This window comes from Vibrio sp. 1F255 (assembly GCF_041439145.1).
Lineage (GTDB): Bacteria > Pseudomonadota > Gammaproteobacteria > Enterobacterales > Vibrionaceae > Vibrio > Vibrio crassostreae_C.
Genome location: NZ_JBGONQ010000035.1, coordinates 28,318 through 49,514, shown reverse-complemented (window position 1 = coordinate 49,514; position 21,197 = coordinate 28,318). Strand labels below are relative to the sequence as shown.

19 protein-coding genes are annotated in these 21,197 nt (G+C 38.1%); 3 read left to right on the top strand and 16 right to left on the bottom strand.

Annotation, left to right across the window (positions count from 1 at the left end; all coding sequences use genetic code 11):
- Window positions 1-505 precede the first annotated feature (505 nt).
- The 5 genes from ACED41_RS18095 to ACED41_RS18075 all read right to left on the bottom strand — a co-directional run bounded on the left by ACED41_RS18095 (window position 506) and on the right by ACED41_RS18075 (window position 6,108).
- Window positions 506-2,773, bottom strand: a complete 2,268-nt coding sequence (locus ACED41_RS18095) for a YjbH domain-containing protein (protein WP_371725406.1) — start codon at window positions 2,771-2,773, stop codon at window positions 506-508.
- Window positions 2,773-3,699: a capsule biosynthesis GfcC family protein gene (locus ACED41_RS18090; protein WP_371725405.1), complete on the bottom strand. Its 927-nt coding sequence runs from the start codon at window positions 3,697-3,699 to the stop codon at window positions 2,773-2,775. Before ACED41_RS18090 ends, ACED41_RS18095 begins: the two co-directional genes overlap by 1 nt.
- 21 nt (window positions 3,700-3,720) lie before the next feature.
- Window positions 3,721-4,425, bottom strand: coding sequence for a YjbF family lipoprotein (locus ACED41_RS18085; protein ID WP_371725404.1), 705 nt, complete (start codon window positions 4,423-4,425; stop codon window positions 3,721-3,723).
- Between the two features lie 120 nt (window positions 4,426-4,545).
- Window positions 4,546-4,791, bottom strand: a complete 246-nt coding sequence (locus ACED41_RS18080) for a hypothetical protein (RefSeq protein ID WP_016784037.1) — start codon at window positions 4,789-4,791, stop codon at window positions 4,546-4,548.
- Between the two features lie 228 nt (window positions 4,792-5,019).
- A complete protein-coding gene (locus ACED41_RS18075; protein WP_371725412.1) occupies window positions 5,020-6,108 on the bottom strand; it encodes an LPS O-antigen chain length determinant protein WzzB in 1,089 nt (362 codons plus the stop codon).
- Between the two features lie 339 nt (window positions 6,109-6,447).
- Between ACED41_RS18075 and wecA the strand changes: the two genes are divergently transcribed.
- Window positions 6,448-7,521 (top strand): UDP-N-acetylglucosamine--undecaprenyl-phosphate N-acetylglucosaminephosphotransferase, encoded by a 1,074-nt coding sequence (gene wecA / locus ACED41_RS18070; protein ID WP_371725403.1) that lies wholly within the window; start codon window positions 6,448-6,450, stop codon window positions 7,519-7,521.
- Between the two features lie 146 nt (window positions 7,522-7,667).
- On the opposite strand, the gene ACED41_RS18065 is transcribed toward wecA, so the two are convergent.
- From ACED41_RS18065 to tagD, 11 genes are all read right to left on the bottom strand, one after another.
- Window positions 7,668-8,867, bottom strand: a complete 1,200-nt coding sequence (locus ACED41_RS18065; RefSeq protein WP_371725402.1) for a glycosyltransferase family 4 protein — start codon at window positions 8,865-8,867, stop codon at window positions 7,668-7,670.
- On the bottom strand, window positions 8,867-9,997 hold the full coding sequence (wecB, locus tag ACED41_RS18060) for a non-hydrolyzing UDP-N-acetylglucosamine 2-epimerase (protein ID WP_371725401.1): 1,131 nt from the start codon (window positions 9,995-9,997) through the stop codon (window positions 8,867-8,869). The genes ACED41_RS18065 and wecB overlap by 1 nt, the downstream gene beginning before the upstream one ends.
- Window positions 9,998-10,011: 14 nt before the next feature.
- A complete protein-coding gene (locus ACED41_RS18055) occupies window positions 10,012-11,115 on the bottom strand; it encodes an NAD-dependent epimerase/dehydratase family protein (RefSeq protein ID WP_371725400.1) in 1,104 nt (367 codons plus the stop codon).
- Window positions 11,115-12,152, bottom strand: a complete 1,038-nt coding sequence (locus ACED41_RS18050; protein ID WP_371725398.1) for a polysaccharide biosynthesis protein — start codon at window positions 12,150-12,152, stop codon at window positions 11,115-11,117. Before ACED41_RS18050 ends, ACED41_RS18055 begins: the two co-directional genes overlap by 1 nt.
- A 7-nt stretch (window positions 12,153-12,159) precedes the next feature.
- Window positions 12,160-13,296 (bottom strand): glycosyltransferase, encoded by a 1,137-nt coding sequence (locus ACED41_RS18045; protein WP_371725397.1) that lies wholly within the window; start codon window positions 13,294-13,296, stop codon window positions 12,160-12,162.
- Between the two features lie 13 nt (window positions 13,297-13,309).
- Window positions 13,310-14,404, bottom strand: coding sequence for an EpsG family protein (locus ACED41_RS18040; protein WP_371725396.1), 1,095 nt, complete (start codon window positions 14,402-14,404; stop codon window positions 13,310-13,312).
- Between the two features lie 60 nt (window positions 14,405-14,464).
- Window positions 14,465-15,859, bottom strand: a complete 1,395-nt coding sequence (locus ACED41_RS18035; protein ID WP_371725395.1) for an oligosaccharide flippase family protein — start codon at window positions 15,857-15,859, stop codon at window positions 14,465-14,467.
- Window positions 15,849-16,805, bottom strand: coding sequence for a glycosyltransferase family 4 protein (locus ACED41_RS18030; protein ID WP_371725394.1), 957 nt, complete (start codon window positions 16,803-16,805; stop codon window positions 15,849-15,851). The genes ACED41_RS18035 and ACED41_RS18030 overlap by 11 nt, the downstream gene beginning before the upstream one ends.
- 94 nt (window positions 16,806-16,899) lie before the next feature.
- Window positions 16,900-17,997 (bottom strand): glycosyltransferase family 4 protein, encoded by a 1,098-nt coding sequence (locus tag ACED41_RS18025; RefSeq protein WP_371725393.1) that lies wholly within the window; start codon window positions 17,995-17,997, stop codon window positions 16,900-16,902.
- On the bottom strand, window positions 17,997-19,166 hold the full coding sequence (locus tag ACED41_RS18020) for a CDP-glycerol glycerophosphotransferase family protein (RefSeq protein ID WP_371725392.1): 1,170 nt from the start codon (window positions 19,164-19,166) through the stop codon (window positions 17,997-17,999). The genes ACED41_RS18025 and ACED41_RS18020 overlap by 1 nt, the downstream gene beginning before the upstream one ends.
- Before the next feature lie 43 nt (window positions 19,167-19,209).
- Window positions 19,210-19,674 carry a glycerol-3-phosphate cytidylyltransferase gene (gene tagD / locus ACED41_RS18015; RefSeq protein WP_371725391.1) on the bottom strand — a complete coding sequence of 155 codons (465 nt, stop codon included), beginning with the start codon at window positions 19,672-19,674 and terminating at the stop codon, window positions 19,210-19,212.
- A gap of 500 nt (window positions 19,675-20,174) precedes the next feature.
- Between tagD and ACED41_RS18010 the strand changes: the two genes are divergently transcribed.
- Together ACED41_RS18010 and secB are read left to right on the top strand one after the other, a co-directional pair.
- Complete coding sequence (locus tag ACED41_RS18010; protein WP_371725390.1) at window positions 20,175-20,609, top strand: rhodanese-like domain-containing protein; 435 nt, start codon at window positions 20,175-20,177, stop codon at window positions 20,607-20,609.
- Between the two features lie 106 nt (window positions 20,610-20,715).
- A complete protein-coding gene (secB, locus tag ACED41_RS18005) occupies window positions 20,716-21,183 on the top strand; it encodes a protein-export chaperone SecB (protein ID WP_009847959.1) in 468 nt (155 codons plus the stop codon).
- The last annotated feature ends 14 nt before the right edge of the window (window positions 21,184-21,197 follow it).

Genomic DNA, 21,197 nt, shown 5'->3' with positions numbered 1-21,197 from the left:
TAATCTGCCTCTATCTATCTGGAATTGAGATAGAGGTTTTTTGTCATAAACCAAGCCAAAGATCGGACTTTCACCCGGTTATTTTATTGCGTATGCATTATCCACAATTTGTGTTTATTATCAACCTAGTTGAATGGTTTTAAGGTTAAAGAGCTTAAGAGCAGATGAGAGTAACGAGATACGAGTAAAAGAAGAGCCAAGAGCAGGTAAAGCCGTGACGGGATGCTTTTAGCTCTTCCCCTTTATCACAACTGTTGCTTGGCAGAAAATACCAACATAAGGGGAGGCTGGGAGGGGTTGGTAACACATAGATTAATATCCCCCTCTAACTCCCCCTTTGATGAACATCACCGATCAAAAACGAACGGCGTTCAAGGGGGAGAACCAAAAGCTAGACCCAATGAATATCACGATATCTTAAGCTATTCGATTATTCGATTATTCGAGACTGCTCTTTCCCCGCTCTTCGTATCCCGCTTACTCGTCACCCGCATCTGCTTTCGATCTACTTAACGCTACTCGGCCTTTGGAACCAAGGTGAGCGCGCATCGGTTTGATCGAACAAGTTGTACTGCTTGTTCAGCACTTGGCCGCCGTCACGCGTGATCGGTAACCAGGTAAAACCAGCGCGGCTTGAGCTTGGTTTCACGGTGACTAAATCAAATGGAATCGATACGTAGAAGCCTTTGGTGTAGCTGCCTTCACCGTATTCTTCGGTTGTCATGTCGGTTAAGCTAACAAACGCACCAGCAATCACGCCGCTCTTGAACTGCTTAGAGAAGTCGACACGAGTCCCGATATCACCCGCAAGGAATTTACCGACCCCCACTTTGAGTAAGGTATCGCTCAAGAAATCCCATTGTGGGGTGTAATAACCAGTGATAAAGCCAGTAGTGCCTTTATCGATCACTTTGTACGTTCGGTTGCTGTTATCAGGATTGACTTGGATCTCTTCATCAAACGTGCCAAACCAGCTTTCTGGATCGCGTTGGCTTATTGCAGTCATGTCTGCACCAATGGCCCAGTTTTGGTTGAATGGCCGATACAGGATTTCGCCACCCACACCCGCAAACATGCTTTCAAGGTACCCCCCGTAAGCTTGGGTGTAGACACCGCTGCCGTAGTCTTCAAACCACGTCAGTTGTAAGCGATCTAAACGAACCGGATCATCAACATAAGAGCGGAACAAGGTTCTTACCCTTGGCGTTTGGTCAGTGCCGTCTGATGGGACGGTATAGTTAAACTTGTCGTAGTTATCGACTAAGTTAACGTACAAAGAGCCCGACAGTTCAACATTGTTTAACGCCCAGAACGAAGCGTTGGTGTATAAACCCAAACTGTATAAATAGAAGTTTTCAGCCGAACCGAACGATTGCGCTAGGTTTGGTGAAATCGACACATCGAATCGCTCACGCCCATCATGATAAATAACGGATTTCTTACGCTCTAACTCGTGAGTATCGGTTGCATCACTGGTTTGAGCATTGAGATAACTGTTATTAGCCGCCGCTTTGAACGCTTGTGCATCTACCGTTGTCTCAGTGAGTTCCATCGATTTATCATTTTCGATGATTTTATAAGTATCGATGTAACTCGGCACCGCGTTGGCAATCACGGTCGCACCACGCTCAAGGGCGATATCTCTGTCTCGGTATTTAACCTGAGTACCCTTTACCACAATACTATTATCGTCGACCAAGATTTGCGCTTGTTCATAGCCCACGATCGTTTCTAGCTCTTCCGCGAGGGCAGCCATATCAATATCATCAACCGTCTCGACATCGCTTGGGCGCAATTCTGCTGTTTCAGTATCTCGCCACACAGAATACATTTCATTGAAGTTGGTAGAAAGATCGAAGCCAAGGGTTAAAGTATCGCCTCGCTCATAGCTGACTTTCGCCGAACCCCAATCAGTGAAATGGTACACAGCACCCACGTTCCATGGCGTGTGCTGTGTCATGTCGACACCACCACGTACTACAGGGAAGTCTTGAGAATAATCATTGCCATCGTATTCAAGCTTTAAGGTTAACGGCTTATAAGGGGTTTGGTATTCAAAGCCGCCATAAATTGCAGCATCGCCTTTAAACCAACGCTCAAAATCGACACTGCCGCCATTGCCTTTAAAATCAGACGGGCGTTCACAATACTTGTCACTGGCTTTGCACAGTGGGTTAGTGAAATTGCCACTGGTGCCCATGTATCCCCAAGCCATGCCCAAAGTGAAATCAACGGGCCCAAAACGCTTGGTTGCCGCGACAAATTCGCCATCGAACAAGCCAGTACCACCGAAGTCACGCACGCCTACTGACACTTCTGGTAAGTAGTACCCTTCTTCGATTAAACGCAGTTTAAAGTCGATGCCTTTATCGGTGTGCTTGGTACAGCCACTGAATGAATTCTGAGAACAGTCTTGATTGCCACTACCGCTATAATACAGGTCTTGCGTTTGTGTGTAACGAATGGTGGTTTCAAGCCAAGGCATCACCTGCAGGCTGACGTTATAAAAGTAGTATTCGTTATTAAACGAAGCACTAAAGTTGAACTCACCTTCTGGTGCCATTCGGCCTGTTGGCATTTGCATTAAGCCAACACCACCAAAGTTCATTTGCGATGTTCTGTATTCAGTGTCGTCGAATGATGATTTTTCTGCTCGAATCGAAGAGGAATCTATGGTTGTTTCGGCAAAAACGGAAGCACTGTTGGTCATTAATAAAGCACAAGTAACCGATGTGCACACTGCCGATAGAGGGAATGATTTCTGTTTCAGCATTACAGGCCAACCTTATGACGTAGCAAATCGACAATATCTTGGTTCAACGTTGAGTATTCCGATGGCAGAGAGTAGAACGCCATAAATACGATAGCACCTGGTGCTAAGTACACCGGCTGTTCGTTCCAGTATGCGTATTGAATGGTTTGTACCACGCCATCTGGCTGAACAACATAAGCCACGCTTTTATCTGCAGATTCACCAATAAAGCCATTCGGCAATGCATCGAGATAATCATTCAACGTTCCATGCTCAATCAGATTCATTGTTACCGACTCTTTCATTGCACCCATCAACTGAATAGATGTTGGTCGTTGTGGTAAGTACAGAGAAAAGGCTTGAGTTTGGCTGTCTGACGGCTTGTTAGTATGAGAACTTGAAACAAGTAATGGGTTCTTATCTGATTGCGAGATAACCGCATTGCGGTCTAACTCAATAAAAACTCGATTGAGATATTGGAAAGAGGCTAACTGTTGGCGCACTAAGTTTGCTTCTGGCTCTTCTACTGCGAAAGCTTCAAGCTGGTTCAGTACATTGCGCTTTTTGGCTTCGATAGCTTGGTTAGCTTCTTTAAATCCAGTAACTGCAGTCGCTTCAGTATTGGTTATATCAAACAGTTGAGCCGAAAGGGGGAAGTAACCAATAGTACCGTTAGCGTTAGAGCTCGCATTCGCGTTTGCGTCGTCTAATACACGAAGCAGTCGAACGTTAGTTTGATACTCAAGCGTCACACCTTGAAGAGGAAGCTCGATTGTTGTTTTAATCGACGAAGAGCGTTCAGGCGTAACAAGATCAGAAGCCGAAGAAGCGGAGCTCAAAGCAAACAAAGCGCTGATCATTAACAGAGCTCTCATCGTTAATAAAGTTCTCACCAATGGCAACCGACGTCCCGTCATTTTTGATGTATGACTCATATAATTCATCATTTTAGTTCATTACCCTGTTCGTTAATTGCTTTGATAATGCTTAAGGACGGTTAACTCAAGCCTTGTCATATCAGGGCCTAAATACTGTATGGTTTTTACCACTTTGCCTTCGCTGTCGACCCAATATTCGTTGGTGATGTCTTGTTCTAATATTGGGAATTGAATTTTTTCTTGGAATTTCTTGGTATCGATAGACGCTAACGGAGTTTCAACCGTGTCATTTCCCATATACGTTCGGGTGATGTTCGCTTTATAGCCGAATCGATAGTTAGGTTGCCAGTCGTAAACCGCTTGCCATTTTTGAGCTCCGGGGTTGGCAGACACATCAAACGCAGAAGAAGAATCGGCTGACGAATTGTTTGCAGAAGAGAATGTATTTAACGGTTGGAATGCCAAACCAGAAAGGTTTTCGTAAGGAAGCAATAGCGTTTGTACGACACGTCCATTTTCAGTGACGATCATCGCTTTGTCAGAAGACATCCACTTTAACTGCTCTGCGCCCGTTTGCGGGTTTTCACCGACGTACGCTAAGACCATGAAGATCTTACCTTGGTCATTCACTTCGGCATAAATGCTGGAATAAGGTAACGTTTGAATGTATTCCTTGGATAGCTCAACATCGGAGCTTCCAAAAAAGGCTTCATCAAAAGTAGAGTTAACGTCTTGAAACTGCTGAGAACAACCAGCAAGAAAAAGACCAAGAGATATGATTAGAGGTTTAAGCATGACGAGTTCTGCTTCCTAGCAATCTGGTTGCTGATGTCCAATATGGAAAATTAATCAATTAGATATAAAAAAACCACTTTATGCTTTCACATAAAATGGTTTTAAACGCCTACTCAAAAATTATCGAGTCGTTGTTGTCGTTGTTGCACCGCTTTCGTTAGAAGCAACCGCTACAGCTGCTGCTGCCGCTACTGCTGCTGTCGCTACTGCAACTGTTGTTGCTGTGCCAGCTGCTGCTGCAGATGCACCCGCGCCAGCTGCTGTACCAGTACCTGAACCAGTACCCGCTGCTGCTGTAGTTTCAGCTGCAAATGCAGCACCTGAGAAGCTAACTGCTAATGCAGCTGCTAGAGCCATCTTTTTCATAATGATTTCCATTAATATAAACGTTTATATGTAGAGAGTAAGTTTTACACCCTCAATCAGTTGCTCAGCTTAAACAACTGATTGATCATCATAGATAATAACCACAATCAAGTAAATGGATAAATCATAAGCAATACCTTTAATGAATCATTTAGGTAATTGCTTCTGTTAGTGACACCTCATTTAAAGAAAAGCTAATAGTCAAGTACTACTAGCTCGAACTTAAAACTAATACCCTTTCCTATATAAAAAACGCATTAACACAATCGCGACACCAAATAATCCACCCAGTATTATGCCAATCAGAACAATCAGAGCTCGTTTAGGCTTATCTCGAGTAATAGGTTTCTCCACACTCTCTAAGAAACGAAAGGTTTGAAATTCAACATCACGATCTATTTTTAGATTGTTCAACATATCCAATTTAGCTTCGATCTGTTGTAAACGAGGTTCAATAACGCTCAAATTTTTTAATAATTCTAACGTTTTAGCCTTTGCTTCCAAGCCTTTAAAACCTAAATCGATACCAAATATTTCGTTCTCATTTCCCGTTTGAATGGGATGTTCTACTCCTGCAGCTCGTGCTATTCCCAAAGCATACCGAGTCCGCTCTGTTTCGACCAAAAGCTGGCTCTTCGCCTGAGTTTCTAACATTCGCTTTTGTTGAACCAACTCATTCCTCTTGCCGTTTATAACCGCCTGTAAGTTGTTAAATGCGTCTTGGTTAATTTGAGCTTCAGTAAAGGATATATAAGACGTTAGCAGGTCAAAACTACTTTCTTTAGTAGTTGTCTGGAAGTTGACAAAGTAAGGTGAAGTGCGATCACCTTTATTTGCTATGAATGCAGTAATTCTGTTAAACCAACCTGAGTATAAAGACCTAACGGAATCTTCGGTTATCTCTGAGCTGCCTGAGAAGAAGTTAGACTTAAATTGCTGAAATTCTACGCTGCCATCCAAAAAAACTCGCTTGTTGTTAGTAGAATTGAAAGCGTTCACAAACCGTTGAAATAGAACTCTAGAATCTCCCAACTCATCCAATTCTTTGCTAACCAAAACAGTTCCGTCTTCTTGAAAAACATTGAAAACAGGTTGAAATTGCTTAACTTGTTGATGGTATGCCGCAATATCTTGAGGTTGAGCCTTTGTGATCTTAGCATTTGAGGACCACCACTCTTGAGCTGACAGTGCAAAAATAACACTAGCAAGGGTACCAAAAGTAGTAATTAAAAATATAATTAACTTACCATCCCACAATGCCTTTAAAAGCTCGCGAAAGTCTATTTCATGATTTCTCGTGGATGTTGTCTGGTTCATAGCGGCGTATGGTTGTGATTGCGGATTCACTTTAAATCTCTCAAAACATCAAATTTAATAACAATGAGATACTATCACAGCACATCTCACTTATGTTGTGTGATTTGTAAACTTTTAGCAGTCCGGCTTCCAAACAAGGTGCATCGTATTGCATTTCACCTTGTATTGAAAACCACAAACTCCCATAGCCCTATTTACATGATATTGAACAAACTCTGGCTTACGTTGCTATCAGTTATGATGATTAACATAAGTAGATCACGTAGATTTAGTGTTACTCTTTTATCTAGAACCTAAATACTTTAAAATTCATGACAACATAAATTATTAGGCTTTACTGTGCTCATTCCTTTTCTTGATCTCTCTTTTCTATTTTTCTTTTCTCTTGCAACCATGTTTGTCATGCGTAAGTTCGCTAAGAAGATCGGTTTAGTAGACAAACCTAATGACCGAAAACTGCACAACGGAGCTGTTCCTCTAGTTGGAGGGATTTCGATCTGCATTTCAATACTTTACTTTTTATTAAATAATCCAAATATTCTACCAAACACCGAGCTTTATGCTGTTTGTATTCTCTTACTCGTTGGTATAGGTGCATTAGATGATAAATTTGACTTAAGCTTTAAACTTCGCTTCGTTATCCAAGCTGGTCTCTCGGTTGCCATGATGGTGTTAGGGGGTATTGAACTAACTACTATTGGAGACATCTTTGGCTCTGGCGAAGTGGTAACTCTTGGTTGGTTCGGCTATTTTGTCACTGTACTGGCTGTGGTAGGTGCTATAAATGCTTTCAATATGGTCGATGGTATTGATGGGCTTCTTGGAGGCTTGTCCATAGTTACATTTGGTGGTCTAGGAATAATGTTGAACTATGATGGCCAATTCAATTTAGCTTACATTTGTCTTGTTCTAGTTGTAGTCATTGTCCCATATATATTATTGAACTTAGGCGCATTTGGCCGAAAAAGAAAAGTGTTTATGGGGGATGCCGGGAGTATGCTTATTGGGTTTACTGTTATTTGGTTACTATTACTCTCTAGCCAAAACGGAACTAAACCACCTCTTCGACCAGTAACAGCACTATGGCTTATAGCCGTACCATTGATGGATATGGCTTCGATCATGATTAGACGCATTCGACGAGGAGACTCTCCTTTCAAACCAGATCGTGAACATTTACACCATATTTTTCAACGACTAGGACTTACGTCCACGCAAACTCTAATCGTAATTTGTTCAATAGCTAGTCTATATGCTGGTATTGGAATTTATAGTGAAATGGTTGGAGTACCTGAATACATTATGCTTTACGTATTTTTAGGGTTCTTTTCAATCTACCTATTATTACTAAGTAATGTGTGGAAGATTACAGCTACTATAAGGTCTCTACGCTCGATAAAAAAACAGAATTAATAATACTTAGCGAAAGCCTCAGTAGACACAAATGTTATGTTAAAAATAACTTTTGTGTCTACTGAGGAATATAGTGCCTGGATCAATGCTGAAAGTTAATGAATAACAAATTATGCAAAACAACATCTAGCAGATGTCACACCACTTTATTGGCGGATAGATAATTGTCCAGTTATTGTTGATGCTATCGTTGATACAGAAAACTCATTTTTCAATAACTCATACCCCATCTCGCCAACTTGTTGTCTTAATTTCTCACTCTTATATAGTTTTATCGCATTTTCCAACAAATGACCGTCATCACCATTTACGCTAATTAGACCCGCACTGTTTTCATGTAGTAAATCCATTAGGTCATTTCCTAGATTCACGCTCCCTAAGATAGGCAATGATTGAACCATATAGCCGAGTAGCTTTCCTGGGAAATTATGCGCTGTATGTGCTGGAGATAACGAGAAAAGCCCTATGTCAACCTCAGATAAAATAGCTTTAAACTCATCTTGACTCACTGAAGGCAAGTAAGAAAAATTATCTAACTCCCAGTCTTCGGCCATGTTATTAATCAATTCAACTTCATCCCCCTGACCAATAAATAAGAAATGAGCTTCTGTATGAAATTTCATTGATTTAGCTAACCTCAATAAGTTAGCCATATCTTGAGCATGACCTATATTCCCACCATAAAAGTAGATAACTTTATTTTCAAGGTTCAGCTTACGTCTTATATCTGAACTTTTACCTTTGTAAGGCTCGAGAGCAGCCCAATTCCTTAAAACTTCGGTAGGATAGTCAAGTGGCAACATGTCATTGAACACTTGTTGATTCCGTTCAGACATTACACCAATCATATCCGCTTGGTCATAAGAGTATTTTTCAAAATATCGAAAGTAGCGTTCAATCAAGGACCCTGACTCGATCATCCCTGAATCAATAACCCATTGAGGAAATAAGTCTCTCAGCACTAAATACGCAGGACATTCGCAACGCAGTTTAATTTTTCTAACCAAACCGCCAAAGAATATCGATGGCGAGTAATAAACGACACCATCAAAAGTGGTCTTACTTACCTTACTGGAAATAGCCTTCCACGCATTCAGAGAGAGCAAACTTTCATTTATTGCACGCTTTAGTTTATTTACGCCTTTTATTTCTCCGGTTGAAAAGCTCCACACCTGGACGCCATCAATATCACTTTCCACAAAAGAGGAAAGCTGACTAGAGTCAGGAGTTATGACTGTAACTTGATGCCCATTATCTTTGAGTTGAAGAGCCAACTCATGAAACATCTTAGCTCCAACGCGAGTACTATGGGGAAGGTAATCGTCAATAATTAAAGCTAAACGCATCAGTATTCTTTCCAAACGACTCGTTTAATGTAATCCGTATAAGAATGTATGATTCTCACCATCTTATCTGACACATTGGGCATGCTGTAATCATAAACAGGGCGAAGCAAACGCTCATGACCGCTAGGTTGATATTCCAAAATTTCAAGAGCTTGCATGACTCGCTCGACGCTCAAACCAACCATCATTACAGAAGCTTCTTCCATGCCCTCAGGTCTCTCATGAGCCTCTCTCAAATTCAGAGCTGGGAAGTTCATTATCGAAGATTCCTCATTGATCGTGCCACTATCTGATAGTACGGCTTTGGAGTTCTTCTGTAGGTGATTATAGTCATGAAACCCTAAAGGCTTCAGTAATTGAATATTTTTATGGAACTCAATACCTTGAGCTTCAATTCTATTACGGGTTCTAGGGTGAGTAGAAACAATTACAGGTAGCCCATAATGGTCAGCTACGTTATTAAGTGTTTCAGCTAACTTGGCCAATTGTTTTGGTGAGTCAACATTTTCCTCTCGGTGAGCACTTACAACAAAAAACTGACCTTGCTGTAACCCCAAACGGGATAACACATCCGATGCGTCAATCTGAGGCATATAATGATTAAGCACTTCAAACATTGGACTACCTGTTTTAATCACACGATCAGCAGGTAGCCCTTCAGCCAATAAATAATCTCTAGCGATGGAACTATATGTCAAATTAATATCCGCGGTATGATCAACAATGCGACGATTTGTTTCCTCAGGAACACGTTGGTCAAAACAACGATTACCAGCCTCCATATGGAATATTGGTACTTTACGTCGCTTAGCAGGAATCGCCGACAAACATGAATTAGTATCACCTAACACCAACATGGCATCGGGTTGGATTTCTTCTAAGGCTCGATCGACATTAATAATAACTTGGCCTATTGTCTCTGCAGCGTTTTTACCAGCTGCATTAAGGAAGTAATCCGGTTTTCGTACGCCTAAATCATTAAAGAATACTTCATTCAGTTCAAAGTCATAATTCTGACCAGTATGTACCAATACATGCTCACAGTGTTGATCTAACATAGCCAACACCCGGGACAAACGAATGATTTCAGGGCGAGTCCCCACTACTGACATTACTTTTAGTTTTTTCATTGTTCTTTTCCTAATTACAGTAATTTGGCAAATGTGTCGGGTTTTTCATGATCAAAGATTTCGTTAGCCCATAACATCACAATAAGCTCTGACTCACCAATATTTGTCACATCGTGACTCCAACCAGGCACAGTCTCAACTACAGTATAATCATCGCCAGTTACATCTTGCTCATAACGTTCACCAGTTACGATATTCTCAAATCTAAACTTCGCCTCACCCTTTATGACCAAAAACTTTTCATTTTTAGTGTGATGGTAGTGACCGCCTCGCGTTATACCAGGATGGGCAGTAAAGAAAGAAAACTGACCAGCCTCTTTCGTTTTTAATAATTCACAAAAAGCCCCACGAGGATCGGTATAAGCAGGCACAGTATAAGAGAACTGTTCAGGTGAATAATAACTAATGTAAGTCGAGTAAAGTGCTCGCAAGAACCCTGCCCCTACATTTTCTGTAATCAGTGATTTTTTGCTCTCTTTAAACACTTGTAATGTGTTAGCTATTTCACCAACGGTGGTTGGATAAATAGGTTTAATCGACTGCTCACCACTTGGTTCATCATTAGTTAAGTGATGAATAAAATGCTCACAAACCGTGTCGATGTAGACTAAGTTTACCTTAGCATCTGGATCGTTTACCGTAATCGGTAAATCGTTCACTACGTTATAGCAAAATGTTGCGACAACAGAGTTATAGTTTGGACGGCACCACTTACCAAACACATTCGGCAAGCGATAGATATACACGTTAGCCTTTGACTGCTTTGCATATTCACTCACAGCCTCTTCAGCTAACGCTTTGCTTTCACCATAAGGATTAGCATATTCAGCCTGAGTTGAAGACGTTAAAAGAATTGACGTTGAACGATTAAGCTTTTTCAACGTTGCAACAATATGAGATGTTAAGTCTGCGTTTCCGTATTTAAACTCATCTTCTACTATTGGTCTGTTTACTCCAGCTAAGTGGTAAATAAAATCGGCTTGCGCAAGCGCGTCATCTAGCTGCTCAACCGAATCATCGCGACCAATTTTAATGATGTCGGTAAAGCCTTGCTCTTCCAGCTGAAAGCACAGATTTTTACCAATAAAACCATTAGATCCTGTTACTAAGATTTTCATTACACACCTTCTGGAACAATAACGCTACCCGCTTCAATATCAGCGATGAAGTCTAATTTATGAAGCAATGCAATCATGCCATCTACGTCTAAACGGTCTGTGTTATGAGAGTTGTAATCTTCAATTACACTTAAATCTTGCTCGCCTTCTTCTACATATTGGGAGTAATTTAAGTCTCGATTATCAGAGGGAATACGATAGTATCCAGTTTGGTCTTCAGCAACAAACATCTCTTCGCGGCTACACAATGCCTCATATAGTTTCTCACCGTGACGAGTACCAATAACATTAACTTCATGCTCTGGTTTTGAGGTAATCGTTTTCAACGCTTGTACTAGAACATCGATGGTCGCAGCCGGAGCTTTTTGAACGAAAATATCACCATTGATACCATGAGTAAACGCATGTAAAACAAGGTCTACTGCGTCGTTCAGAGTCATCATAAAACGAGTCATATTAGGGTCTGTAATAGTGATAGCATCACCATTCATTATTTGACGCAGGAATAAAGGAATAACAGAGCCTCGAGACGCCATAACATTACCGTAGCGAGTTGTTGAGATAACGGTTTTCTCTGGATCTACATTACGTGATTTAGCTACGATTACTTTTTCCATCATTGCTTTGGAAATACCCATTGCATTAATAGGATAAACGGCTTTGTCTGTGCTCAAACACACAACGCGAGACACTTCATTCATGATGCACGCTTCAAGTACATTCTCAGTGCCCAATACATTTGTCTTCACCGCTTCCATCGGATGAAACTCACAAGAGGGCACTTGCTTTAACGCTGCGGCATGATAAACAAAATCAACTCCTCTCGTAGCAGACAATATAGAGTTGTAATCACGGACATCACCAATGTAAAACTTCAACTTAGATGAGTTGTACTTTTTGCGCATATCATCCTGTTTCTTTTCATCACGAGAAAAAATCCTGATCTCTTTGATATCAGTATCTAAAAATCGGTCTAAAACGGCATTACCAAATGAGCCAGTACCACCTGTAATCAACAAAACTTTATCTTTAAACATACAAAACCTATTTTTCTGAACTGTGTAGAGTAATTAACTCAATATACTTATGACTGCGCTCGGTAGCAGAAGGCATATTCAATACTTTCAAGTACCCTTTTTCTACCTGTTCAAGTAAAGACGAAGGGGTGCTAATGTTAGCCGCAACTACTTGGGCAATTGAATCAGCATTTAAAGGGTCAAAATAAAATATAGCATCCTCACAAACTCCTCGAACAAAAGGAAGATCAGAAGCAAACACAGGGGTTTTCATAACCATAGCTTCTATCGGAGTCGCAGAAAAGCACTCCAACAAACTAGGAAAAATCAACGCGTCAATCCACTGATAAAAACTTGGACACTGTGCGTTACTTATCGATCCGATCGTATGAAAATTTGGTAATAAGTCAAACCCTAGCCCTTCCATCTCCTCGTTAGTTAGAGTGAAAACAAACCGAATCGATAGACCGTATTTTTTTGCTAGCAACTCATTAACAGCAGGTAGAATTGCCAAATTCTTATGTGCATAAGCCCGGCCTAAAAAGCCCAAAGAGATTACACCTTCTTCATCCGGTAGTTTGTTTGCTAAAGGCTCCCAAAGTGAAGGAGTCCTGTAAATACTTGAAATACAATTATCAACGACATCAATTTTATTTGCTAGCATTCCGCGTTGAGTAATCAAAGCTTGCTTTACGTGACTTTGTTCGACGACAAGCTGATCTGCCTTTCTGAAAAAATACCATTGTGACTCAAATTTCAAAAACGATTTGATCCTCTCCCAAAAAGATAATTGCTTAAATGCTAAGTTTTTCTTGTAAGCAATCCAAGCTTGAGCAAAACCACAGATATGGACGCCAGACTTAGGAGTAAAGTATAGTGGCCCAAATACAGTAAAGCAGACATCAAACTGAGAGAACTTATCCTTAATATTTTTATTAGGCTGCTTTAATCCGTAAATATTGATAATAGAGAAACTATCAAAAACAGACTCATCAAACCCGACAGGAAGTTGTTTATATACCTCAGAAGAGCATAAAACCGCATAAGATTGCTCAGCACTTTTTTGGCCATGCAATAGGTAATCACTTAACTCAAAAAGAAAAGAAGCAGCAACTTGAACTCCACCACCTACATGTAAATTTGCTGCATTTATTAGTACTTTCATACCATATTCGCCATTATTTAGAGCTCCAGTGCAAGTCTATAGAATCAACCCTTTTTCGATCATCAATATTACTTGGTAAACTAGAAGAGGTTAACACATTACGGTAAGGTAGATACTGTTCAATAAAGTAAGAGTTTAGAGTAAACCTATAAAATGACAGACTAAAAATTGCCACGATTAAAAAACCTATTACCGTTCTGTCGAAGTTTCTTACATATATAAAAACCAAATAAGAGAGGAACAATGAGTATATAGGAATAAAGTAGTTTGCTATACGTGACATTAACGTTCCAGTGTCAGCCAAAAAAACTGACATTAACAAGAACAAGGTAAGGAAACCTAACAACTTGTCAAATTCTTGAAGACTCAACCTGTGACTCATTGCGGTACTAATCTTATCTTTATGATAATAAACAACAATGAACAGACCAACTTTAATAACAAGACTAAATGTAAGAGCATTAACACCCTCGGTTTCCGATAAGTAATGTAATACCTTCGCAGAATAGCCATTATTAAAAATCAAGTGAAGGAACTCGAACACCCATCGAATCAATGATATATCTAAAACAACTAAGAGCATTCCTATAAACAATAATGGTATCGCATACTTCACCAAATATCTAGATTTAACCACAACAGGAACTACTAACATCAACAGTGCAGAAACATGGAAAAAAGAAGCTATTAAAACAGCAATAAAATAATAACTGGTTCTCTTTTTAATATAAAACAAAACTGCCAATAATATTATTGACAATGCTATATTCTGCCTTAGAGCTTCGAACGTAAACGCTAAAGATGTTAAAAAATACAAGAGCAAACAAAGAACAGGGTAAGGTGACAACTTGTTAAAAAATTTATAAATAACAACAACCCCAAATATAGAAATCATCGTATAAAAAACAACAAATGGCACATTAAAATAAGAAAAAAACTTTGAAAGCATTAAATACCCTGGTTCAATCAATAAAGAAGTAGAATTAGGATCTTCGTAAAAATCCGAATAAAACAACCAATCAATACCAAGTTGATATCTACCCGCCACAAAAATAGAAATTAGAACAAAAGCGATAGTTGAAATTACATCCCTTAAATTTGACTTCAAGTTTAACTCAAAAAAAACCAAAAAAGTCAACGTTAAGAAAAAAACATAATAAGCCACCACCTAACCAAACTCCAAATTACTTTTCTTATTCCAAATTAAAATCAAAACAAAGATAGTTAATAAAACCTTAAAAGCCAACATCATCCAATATGACATAATCTGTTCGAGCTTCACAAAAATGATATAGGAAAACAGAAGACCAACAATATAAAAAAAGAACAACTTTATGCTGAGAAAGTTAAGCTTCAATACATAAGTAGAAAGCAGATAATGTGATAAGCACATGCAAGCATAAGCAATAACTGTAGCCCATGCAGCACCCTCGATACCATAAACAGGGATAAACAAGACATTAAAGATAACATTAACAATAAGAGCTAGCAGTGTTGCAAGCGAAATAAACATTGTCTTTTTTTCATAAAAAACAAAATTTGCATAAGTTAGGTATATATGAATTAATGCATTACCTATAATTATTATTGGGATTATTTTAATACTTTCATAATAATCAGCCGATGAGAAAATAACAACTATCTCTTGCGTGTATAATATAGTAAAAATAGACAGAACCAATAATATTAAAGTTGAGCTTTTGCTAACTTTAGATATTTTATCTTTATCGCCATTCTCAATCAGTTTATACAGTCGAGGCTGCCATGAAGAGTTCCAAGCCATAACAATAACAACAATAGCCATAGACAAGTTGTATGAAAATGAGTATATGCCTGTGGCTGCTGTACCTAACTGGTCATCAATAATTAGTCTATCAACTTGGGCTAATAGGCTATTGGCTAAAACATGAGGGAGTAAAGGAATTGAGAAGTATAGCGCTTCTTTTACGTATGAAAATTTAAAATTAAATGTCAATAACTGATAGAACTTAGGAGCCACATACAACAAAGACAATAGTACAATTATACTTTGTGCATATATTTTTGACAAATACTGGTTATTCGACAAATATATAGCGAAGAGAAACAATAAAATCACTTCACCTACTTTGGTAATTATATTTATCAATGAAAAATCTTTACTTTGCCTAGAAGCTTGCAAGTAACTAGTATATGTATAGAAAATTGACAGAAATGAACATATTAGAAGTACAAAAAAAACATCCCTTTCAGAAAGGTTGAATAACCCAGATAAGTAAGGTAAATAGAATGGCGATATCGATATTATTACCACCTGAATAGGTATAATAACCGCTATATTTGAGAATAGATAACTCCCAAAATCGGCATTATTTCGCATATATCGATTCGAAACAGCATTCTGTATATTGAGACTGAGAAATACAAACATAATCATTATTGCTGCATTAATCAAGGATAGCTTACCGTACTCTTCAGGAGACATAACTCGAGACAATAAAGGCAAGGATATAAAAAGAAAGCCTTTCACAAACAAGTCAGAGACAAGGTAATTTAAAAAGTCACTAATAGTTTTATTTTTCATTATTTAGACAATAAGCATTTATTTGAGCCTGATCTCTAATCGAAAAATCGACCGCTTGAACCTTTTTTTGATAGAAGTCATAATTGGACTCCAATGAGCAGGATGCACGTGCAAAGCTCATCTCATCAGATAAATCAAAAACAATACCCGTATCTGCTCTAGAAACAAGGTCTTCATAACAGCCGACATGATTACTTACAATAACAGGTAAACCATAAGAAAGAGCCTCTTCAACAACAAGCCCCCAAGGTTCAGACTTAGAAGGGAGTATAAATATATGGTGGTCTCGATAAATCCCTCCTAAATCTGCATTGTTAACATATCCAGTAAATTTTATATTACCATGACTTATGCTTTCTAATTCACTTCTTTGAGGACCATCTCCAACAATAGTCAACGACTTCCCATTGTTATTAAATTCATTAACTATAAAATCTAAGTTTTTCTCTTCTGAAATCCGACCAACATATAGATACTTATAGCTTTTTGATTTCCTATTTATTATTGATTTCCTATTTATTATTTCTTTCACTACACGCTTAGGTATACCAACACCATGCGTGACATGCTCTTCACCATCAAAACCAGCATGTGACAATATGTCAGATTGTAACTTACCTGAAGGGTAAGCATGTCCCATATTCCGTATAATTAATTTTTTAACCAGCCATAGCGGGCCAGTAGTTATTGTTTCTATAATACTACTTTCTAAAACGATTCCATTTTTTGACTTTTTACTTAATAACATAATGGGTATCAACTCAACTAACTCCCAACCCGGAAATATTATCTTATCAAACTTATGGTTAAAAATAACACCTAAGAATTTCAACAAACTTAATAATTTATTTCTTTTCTCATAACTTACATCGTGTAATATTTCATATTCAAATTTAATTTCCCCATCAATAAAATCAGAATTTCTAATATCAGAACTGTCTGACATAAAAATCACTTTTATATTAAGATATTTTGAAAGCTCATTATACAAATTTATCTTATAAAATGCCGGCAGGTTAGTTACAATAAGATAGTCGTAATTAGTGTTCCCCATATATCCCCCCCAACATTACATTCCATTTGTTAACAACACTAACTTCACTAAACTCTTTTATTGAATCAATTGAGTTTCTAGAAAATTCATTTCTTAACTCTTCACTTTCCATCAGTTCACTAATAGCATTAGCAAGCTTCTCTATATCACCGGTAGGTACTAACGTTCCATTTATTCCGTGTTTGATTATAGTTTTAGGCCCAGCAGGACAATCAAAACTAATACAGGGTAGTTTATGTGCTAGGGCTTCAATTAAAACCATTCCTAAACCTTCGAACCGAGAGGATAAAACAAATATACTTGAGGATTGATACTTTTCATCTATATTGGGAGTAAAAGGGAAAAGCTTCACATTATTCAAGTAATACTCTTCTATCATATTACTCAACAACTCTTCATCCTCTCCTTCACCATAAATATGTAGGTTCCAAGATCTATTATCAACTTTCTTCCATGCTGAGATTAGTAAATCGAACCCTTTTTGATGACATAGGCGACCAACAGCTATTACAGTCTTATCTTTATTCACTGATTTTAGACTATGCTTAACACTTACGATGTTTGGTATAGTATGTATCTTATTATTACCGAACCAAGAGTATTTATTTCTATCTTCGTCAGTCAAGATAACAACGCCAGAAACCCAACGATAGATAAATTTTCTAATTTTCTTAAGAAGATAGCTGGGTACATCGTATTCAAAATGTTCAATAACAACAACTTTTCTAGGAGTAAACATTGTTGCTAACAGCGCAATTACCGTCATTTTGATATCGCAAGATATAACCACATCACTACTATTTTTTCTCAAAGCTTTTCTCAAAGGGCTAGCCTTGAGCAACACATATATTAGATCAAAAAACACCCCAAACTTTCCAGTTCGATTATACATACTCTTCTCATTTCGAGGTTTCAAGTATGTTATTGGTACTTCATTAGCCTCAAATGATGATTCACTATTACTCTTATAAAGACTAATTATTGAAGTAGGCGTATGTTTGCAAAGGGCACTAGCTAAAGTCATCGTCACCTTTTCGATTCCCCCTTTAGCAGTACAATCTCCAAGTAAAAAAGCTAAATTCATTAATCCTCACTAAAAAAAAACTTATAAACGCGTTCACAGTTCTTATTATCATTGAACTTGTTTATTATGTGATTCACTTCATTACGTTTATCTGAATATTTGTCGTTACCATTTTTAATTTCAGATATTTCATCTAATAGAGCTTTCTGTGTAACAACTTTACTTCCAGGAGTCCAGGATTCGAAAGGTTCGAGAACAAAGCCGCCCCGTGATTTTTCATATTGCTCTTTATCAGGAACAAGAAAAACAATCGGTTTATTTAATATCATGAAGTCAAAGTAAATAGATGAATAATCACTAATTAAAACATCCGTCATTGACAATATATGATTTATATCTAACTCTTGTTCCTTTAAATTTTGACTTGTTACAACTCGAATGTTACTACCTAGAGTAGAATTAGTGATGCTTTTTTCTTCAAACGGGTGCAGCTTTAATAATAACAGAGTGTTATTATCAGCGAAATATCGATTAAGTAAATCCAAGTCAAAATCACTAGTACGTAAGAAGTTATGCCCTTCGATTTTAACTCCATCAGAATAGCGAGCGTCTTCTTGGTTTTCTCTGAAAGTCGGTGTATAAAACACGATTCTTTCATACTTACTTTTAATATCTTTGTAAAAGTCTGTCTTTCTAATTGAGTTATCAAAAAGATAATCATTACGAGGCTGACCAGTAACATAAACATTGTTAGCTTTTTCTCTAAAACAAGCAGATATAATTGAGCGCATAATTTCTGATGTTGCTATTCTCAAAGACGAATAATCCTCCATTCCTTGATGATCAAACTCACCTAGATAACAGATTTTTTTCATCGGCATTCCATGCCAAAGGCTAATATATATCTGATTATTAGCTCTAGTTCCTATCATCTCATTGTGAGTAGTAATTATATATTTGCTTGTTACATACAGCCAGAGTGCTTTAAATGTCCCTTTTTTCGCGATAGTTATGCCTTCCATAAATTCAGTCGAGCAATCTGAAACAATCCAGACAACATCGTATTTACACTTAACATTTAATAGGTAGTCACTAAAAGCTTTTCCATTTCCTGAAAAATCGGGGTTTGATTTAAATACAACACGCTTACTATTCTTAGGTATAATTCCACTTAAAATCCTGAACAATATTTTTATTGACTTAACAATTTTTTTTCTAATCTCAATCATTACTCATTACAACCTAAAAATAGTCGACTAAATAAATTAAAAATCAACTTGATGAAATAGCTTTTACAATTGATATTACATCATGAAGTGAGCTTTCAATTCTGTCTAACTCAGAACTTTTTAAAGTTGACAGTTTATTTTTTATTTTTGTTGTTGATATATCTTCAGTTCTCTTTAGGTAAACAACATCACAAATATCTTCCAAGAAATCAAACTCACCTTTCCAATCATCACCCATAGCAAAAATAGCAGCATCAAATTTTTTTATGTCATGAACTTTTTGATCCCAATCATTTTCAGGAAAGACTTCATCGACATACCGACAAGAAGATAATATCTCAGCTCTTTCTTCGTATGAGAAAAACGATTTTTTCCCTTTTATTTCATTAAATTCATCCGATGAGATACCTACGATTAGTCTATCTCCAAGTTCGCTCAATCTTTTAAGTAAGCGGACATGACCAACATGAAAAAGGTCATATGTGCCATATGTTATTACTGTAATCATATAATAAAGCCAAATCTTAATTTTACAGGATAGTTTAACTTTTTAGTCAACAGCCTAACCACTCTAAAGTAGACCAAAATCCCACATAGATACACTTGTCAAATAGGTAACATTACCGATTAGAATCACATTACGCTAACTATGAGGACTTCCCTTGATACTTTTATAGTTGGCGTTGTCAAAACTACTCTTCGCAATATTTAGGAACGCTACCGCCCTTAGGTTTAGCTCCCAGAGGCAGACTCCACTAAATTCGCACAAAAACAATCAGTGCTCTTGTGATTTATAAGCCACTCATCTTAGCAAAAGGTGTGTATCAACGGCAACACAATGATTATTGACAAATCAAACAATAACTTAATGCTCGTGAAGCTTGGAGCTATATGCGGTGAGTAACCAAAATTATGATCTTCACTATGCTTATTCTGTATTCTCATTCCCTTTCTCGCTATACTCCTGACCTATAGTTTTTCGCCCAATAACGAATAAGAGTTCAAGATATGCAAGAGTTAGTTCCATTTGTTCAAGAGAATATGATTTTAGCCATCGTATGGATCGGCTTGGTTGTTGCCATCATTGCGAACGTTATCAAGACATCAAACGCAGCCTACAAAGAGATCACGGCAGCGCAAACCACACACATGATTAACCGTGAAAACGGTGTTGTGGTTGATATTCGTACTAAGGATGAGTTCAAAAAGGGCCATATTACGGACGCAGTTCACATTTTGCCGTCAGACATCAAAGCAAATAGCGTTGGTAGCCTTGAAAGCCACAAAGCAGACCCAATCATCGTAGTATGCAAGACAGGTCAAACCGCTCAAGAAAGCGCTAATCTACTGGTTAAAGCAGGTTTCGAAAACGTAAGCGTACTGAAAAGTGGCTTAGTGGCTTGGAGCGAAGCTAACTTACCTTTGGTTAAAGGCAAGAAGTAGTTCAAAGCAAAAAGTAAGCTGACCTGATTACACGAATATGACTTTAAGGTTTTTGTTCGGCTGATATGACGAACAAAACCTAATTTAAATTTTTAAGGACAAGAAAATGGCTGAAGCAGCACAACAAGACGCACAACAAAACTTCGCAATCCAACGTATCTTCCTAAAAGACGTATCTTTCGAAGCGCCAAACTCTCCAGACATGTTTCAAAAAGAGTGGAACCCAGATGTAAAACTGGACCTAGACACTCAAAGCCGTGAACTTGGCGAAGGCGTATACGAAGTAATCCTACGTCTAACGGTTACGGTTAAGAACGCAGAAGACACTGCATTCCTTTGTGAAGTTCAACAAGGCGGCATCTTCTCTGCTAGCGAAATGGAAGCTGGTCAACTGGCTCATTGCCTAGGAGCTTTCTGCCCGAACATCCTGTTCCCATACGCTCGTGAAACGATTTCTAGCCTAGTGGTTAAAGGTACGTTCCCACAACTGAACCTAGCGCCAGTAAACTTTGATGCTTTGTTCATGAACTACCTACAAAACCAAGCTCAACAAGCTGAAGGCGAACAGGCTTAAGTCTCACTCTAGAA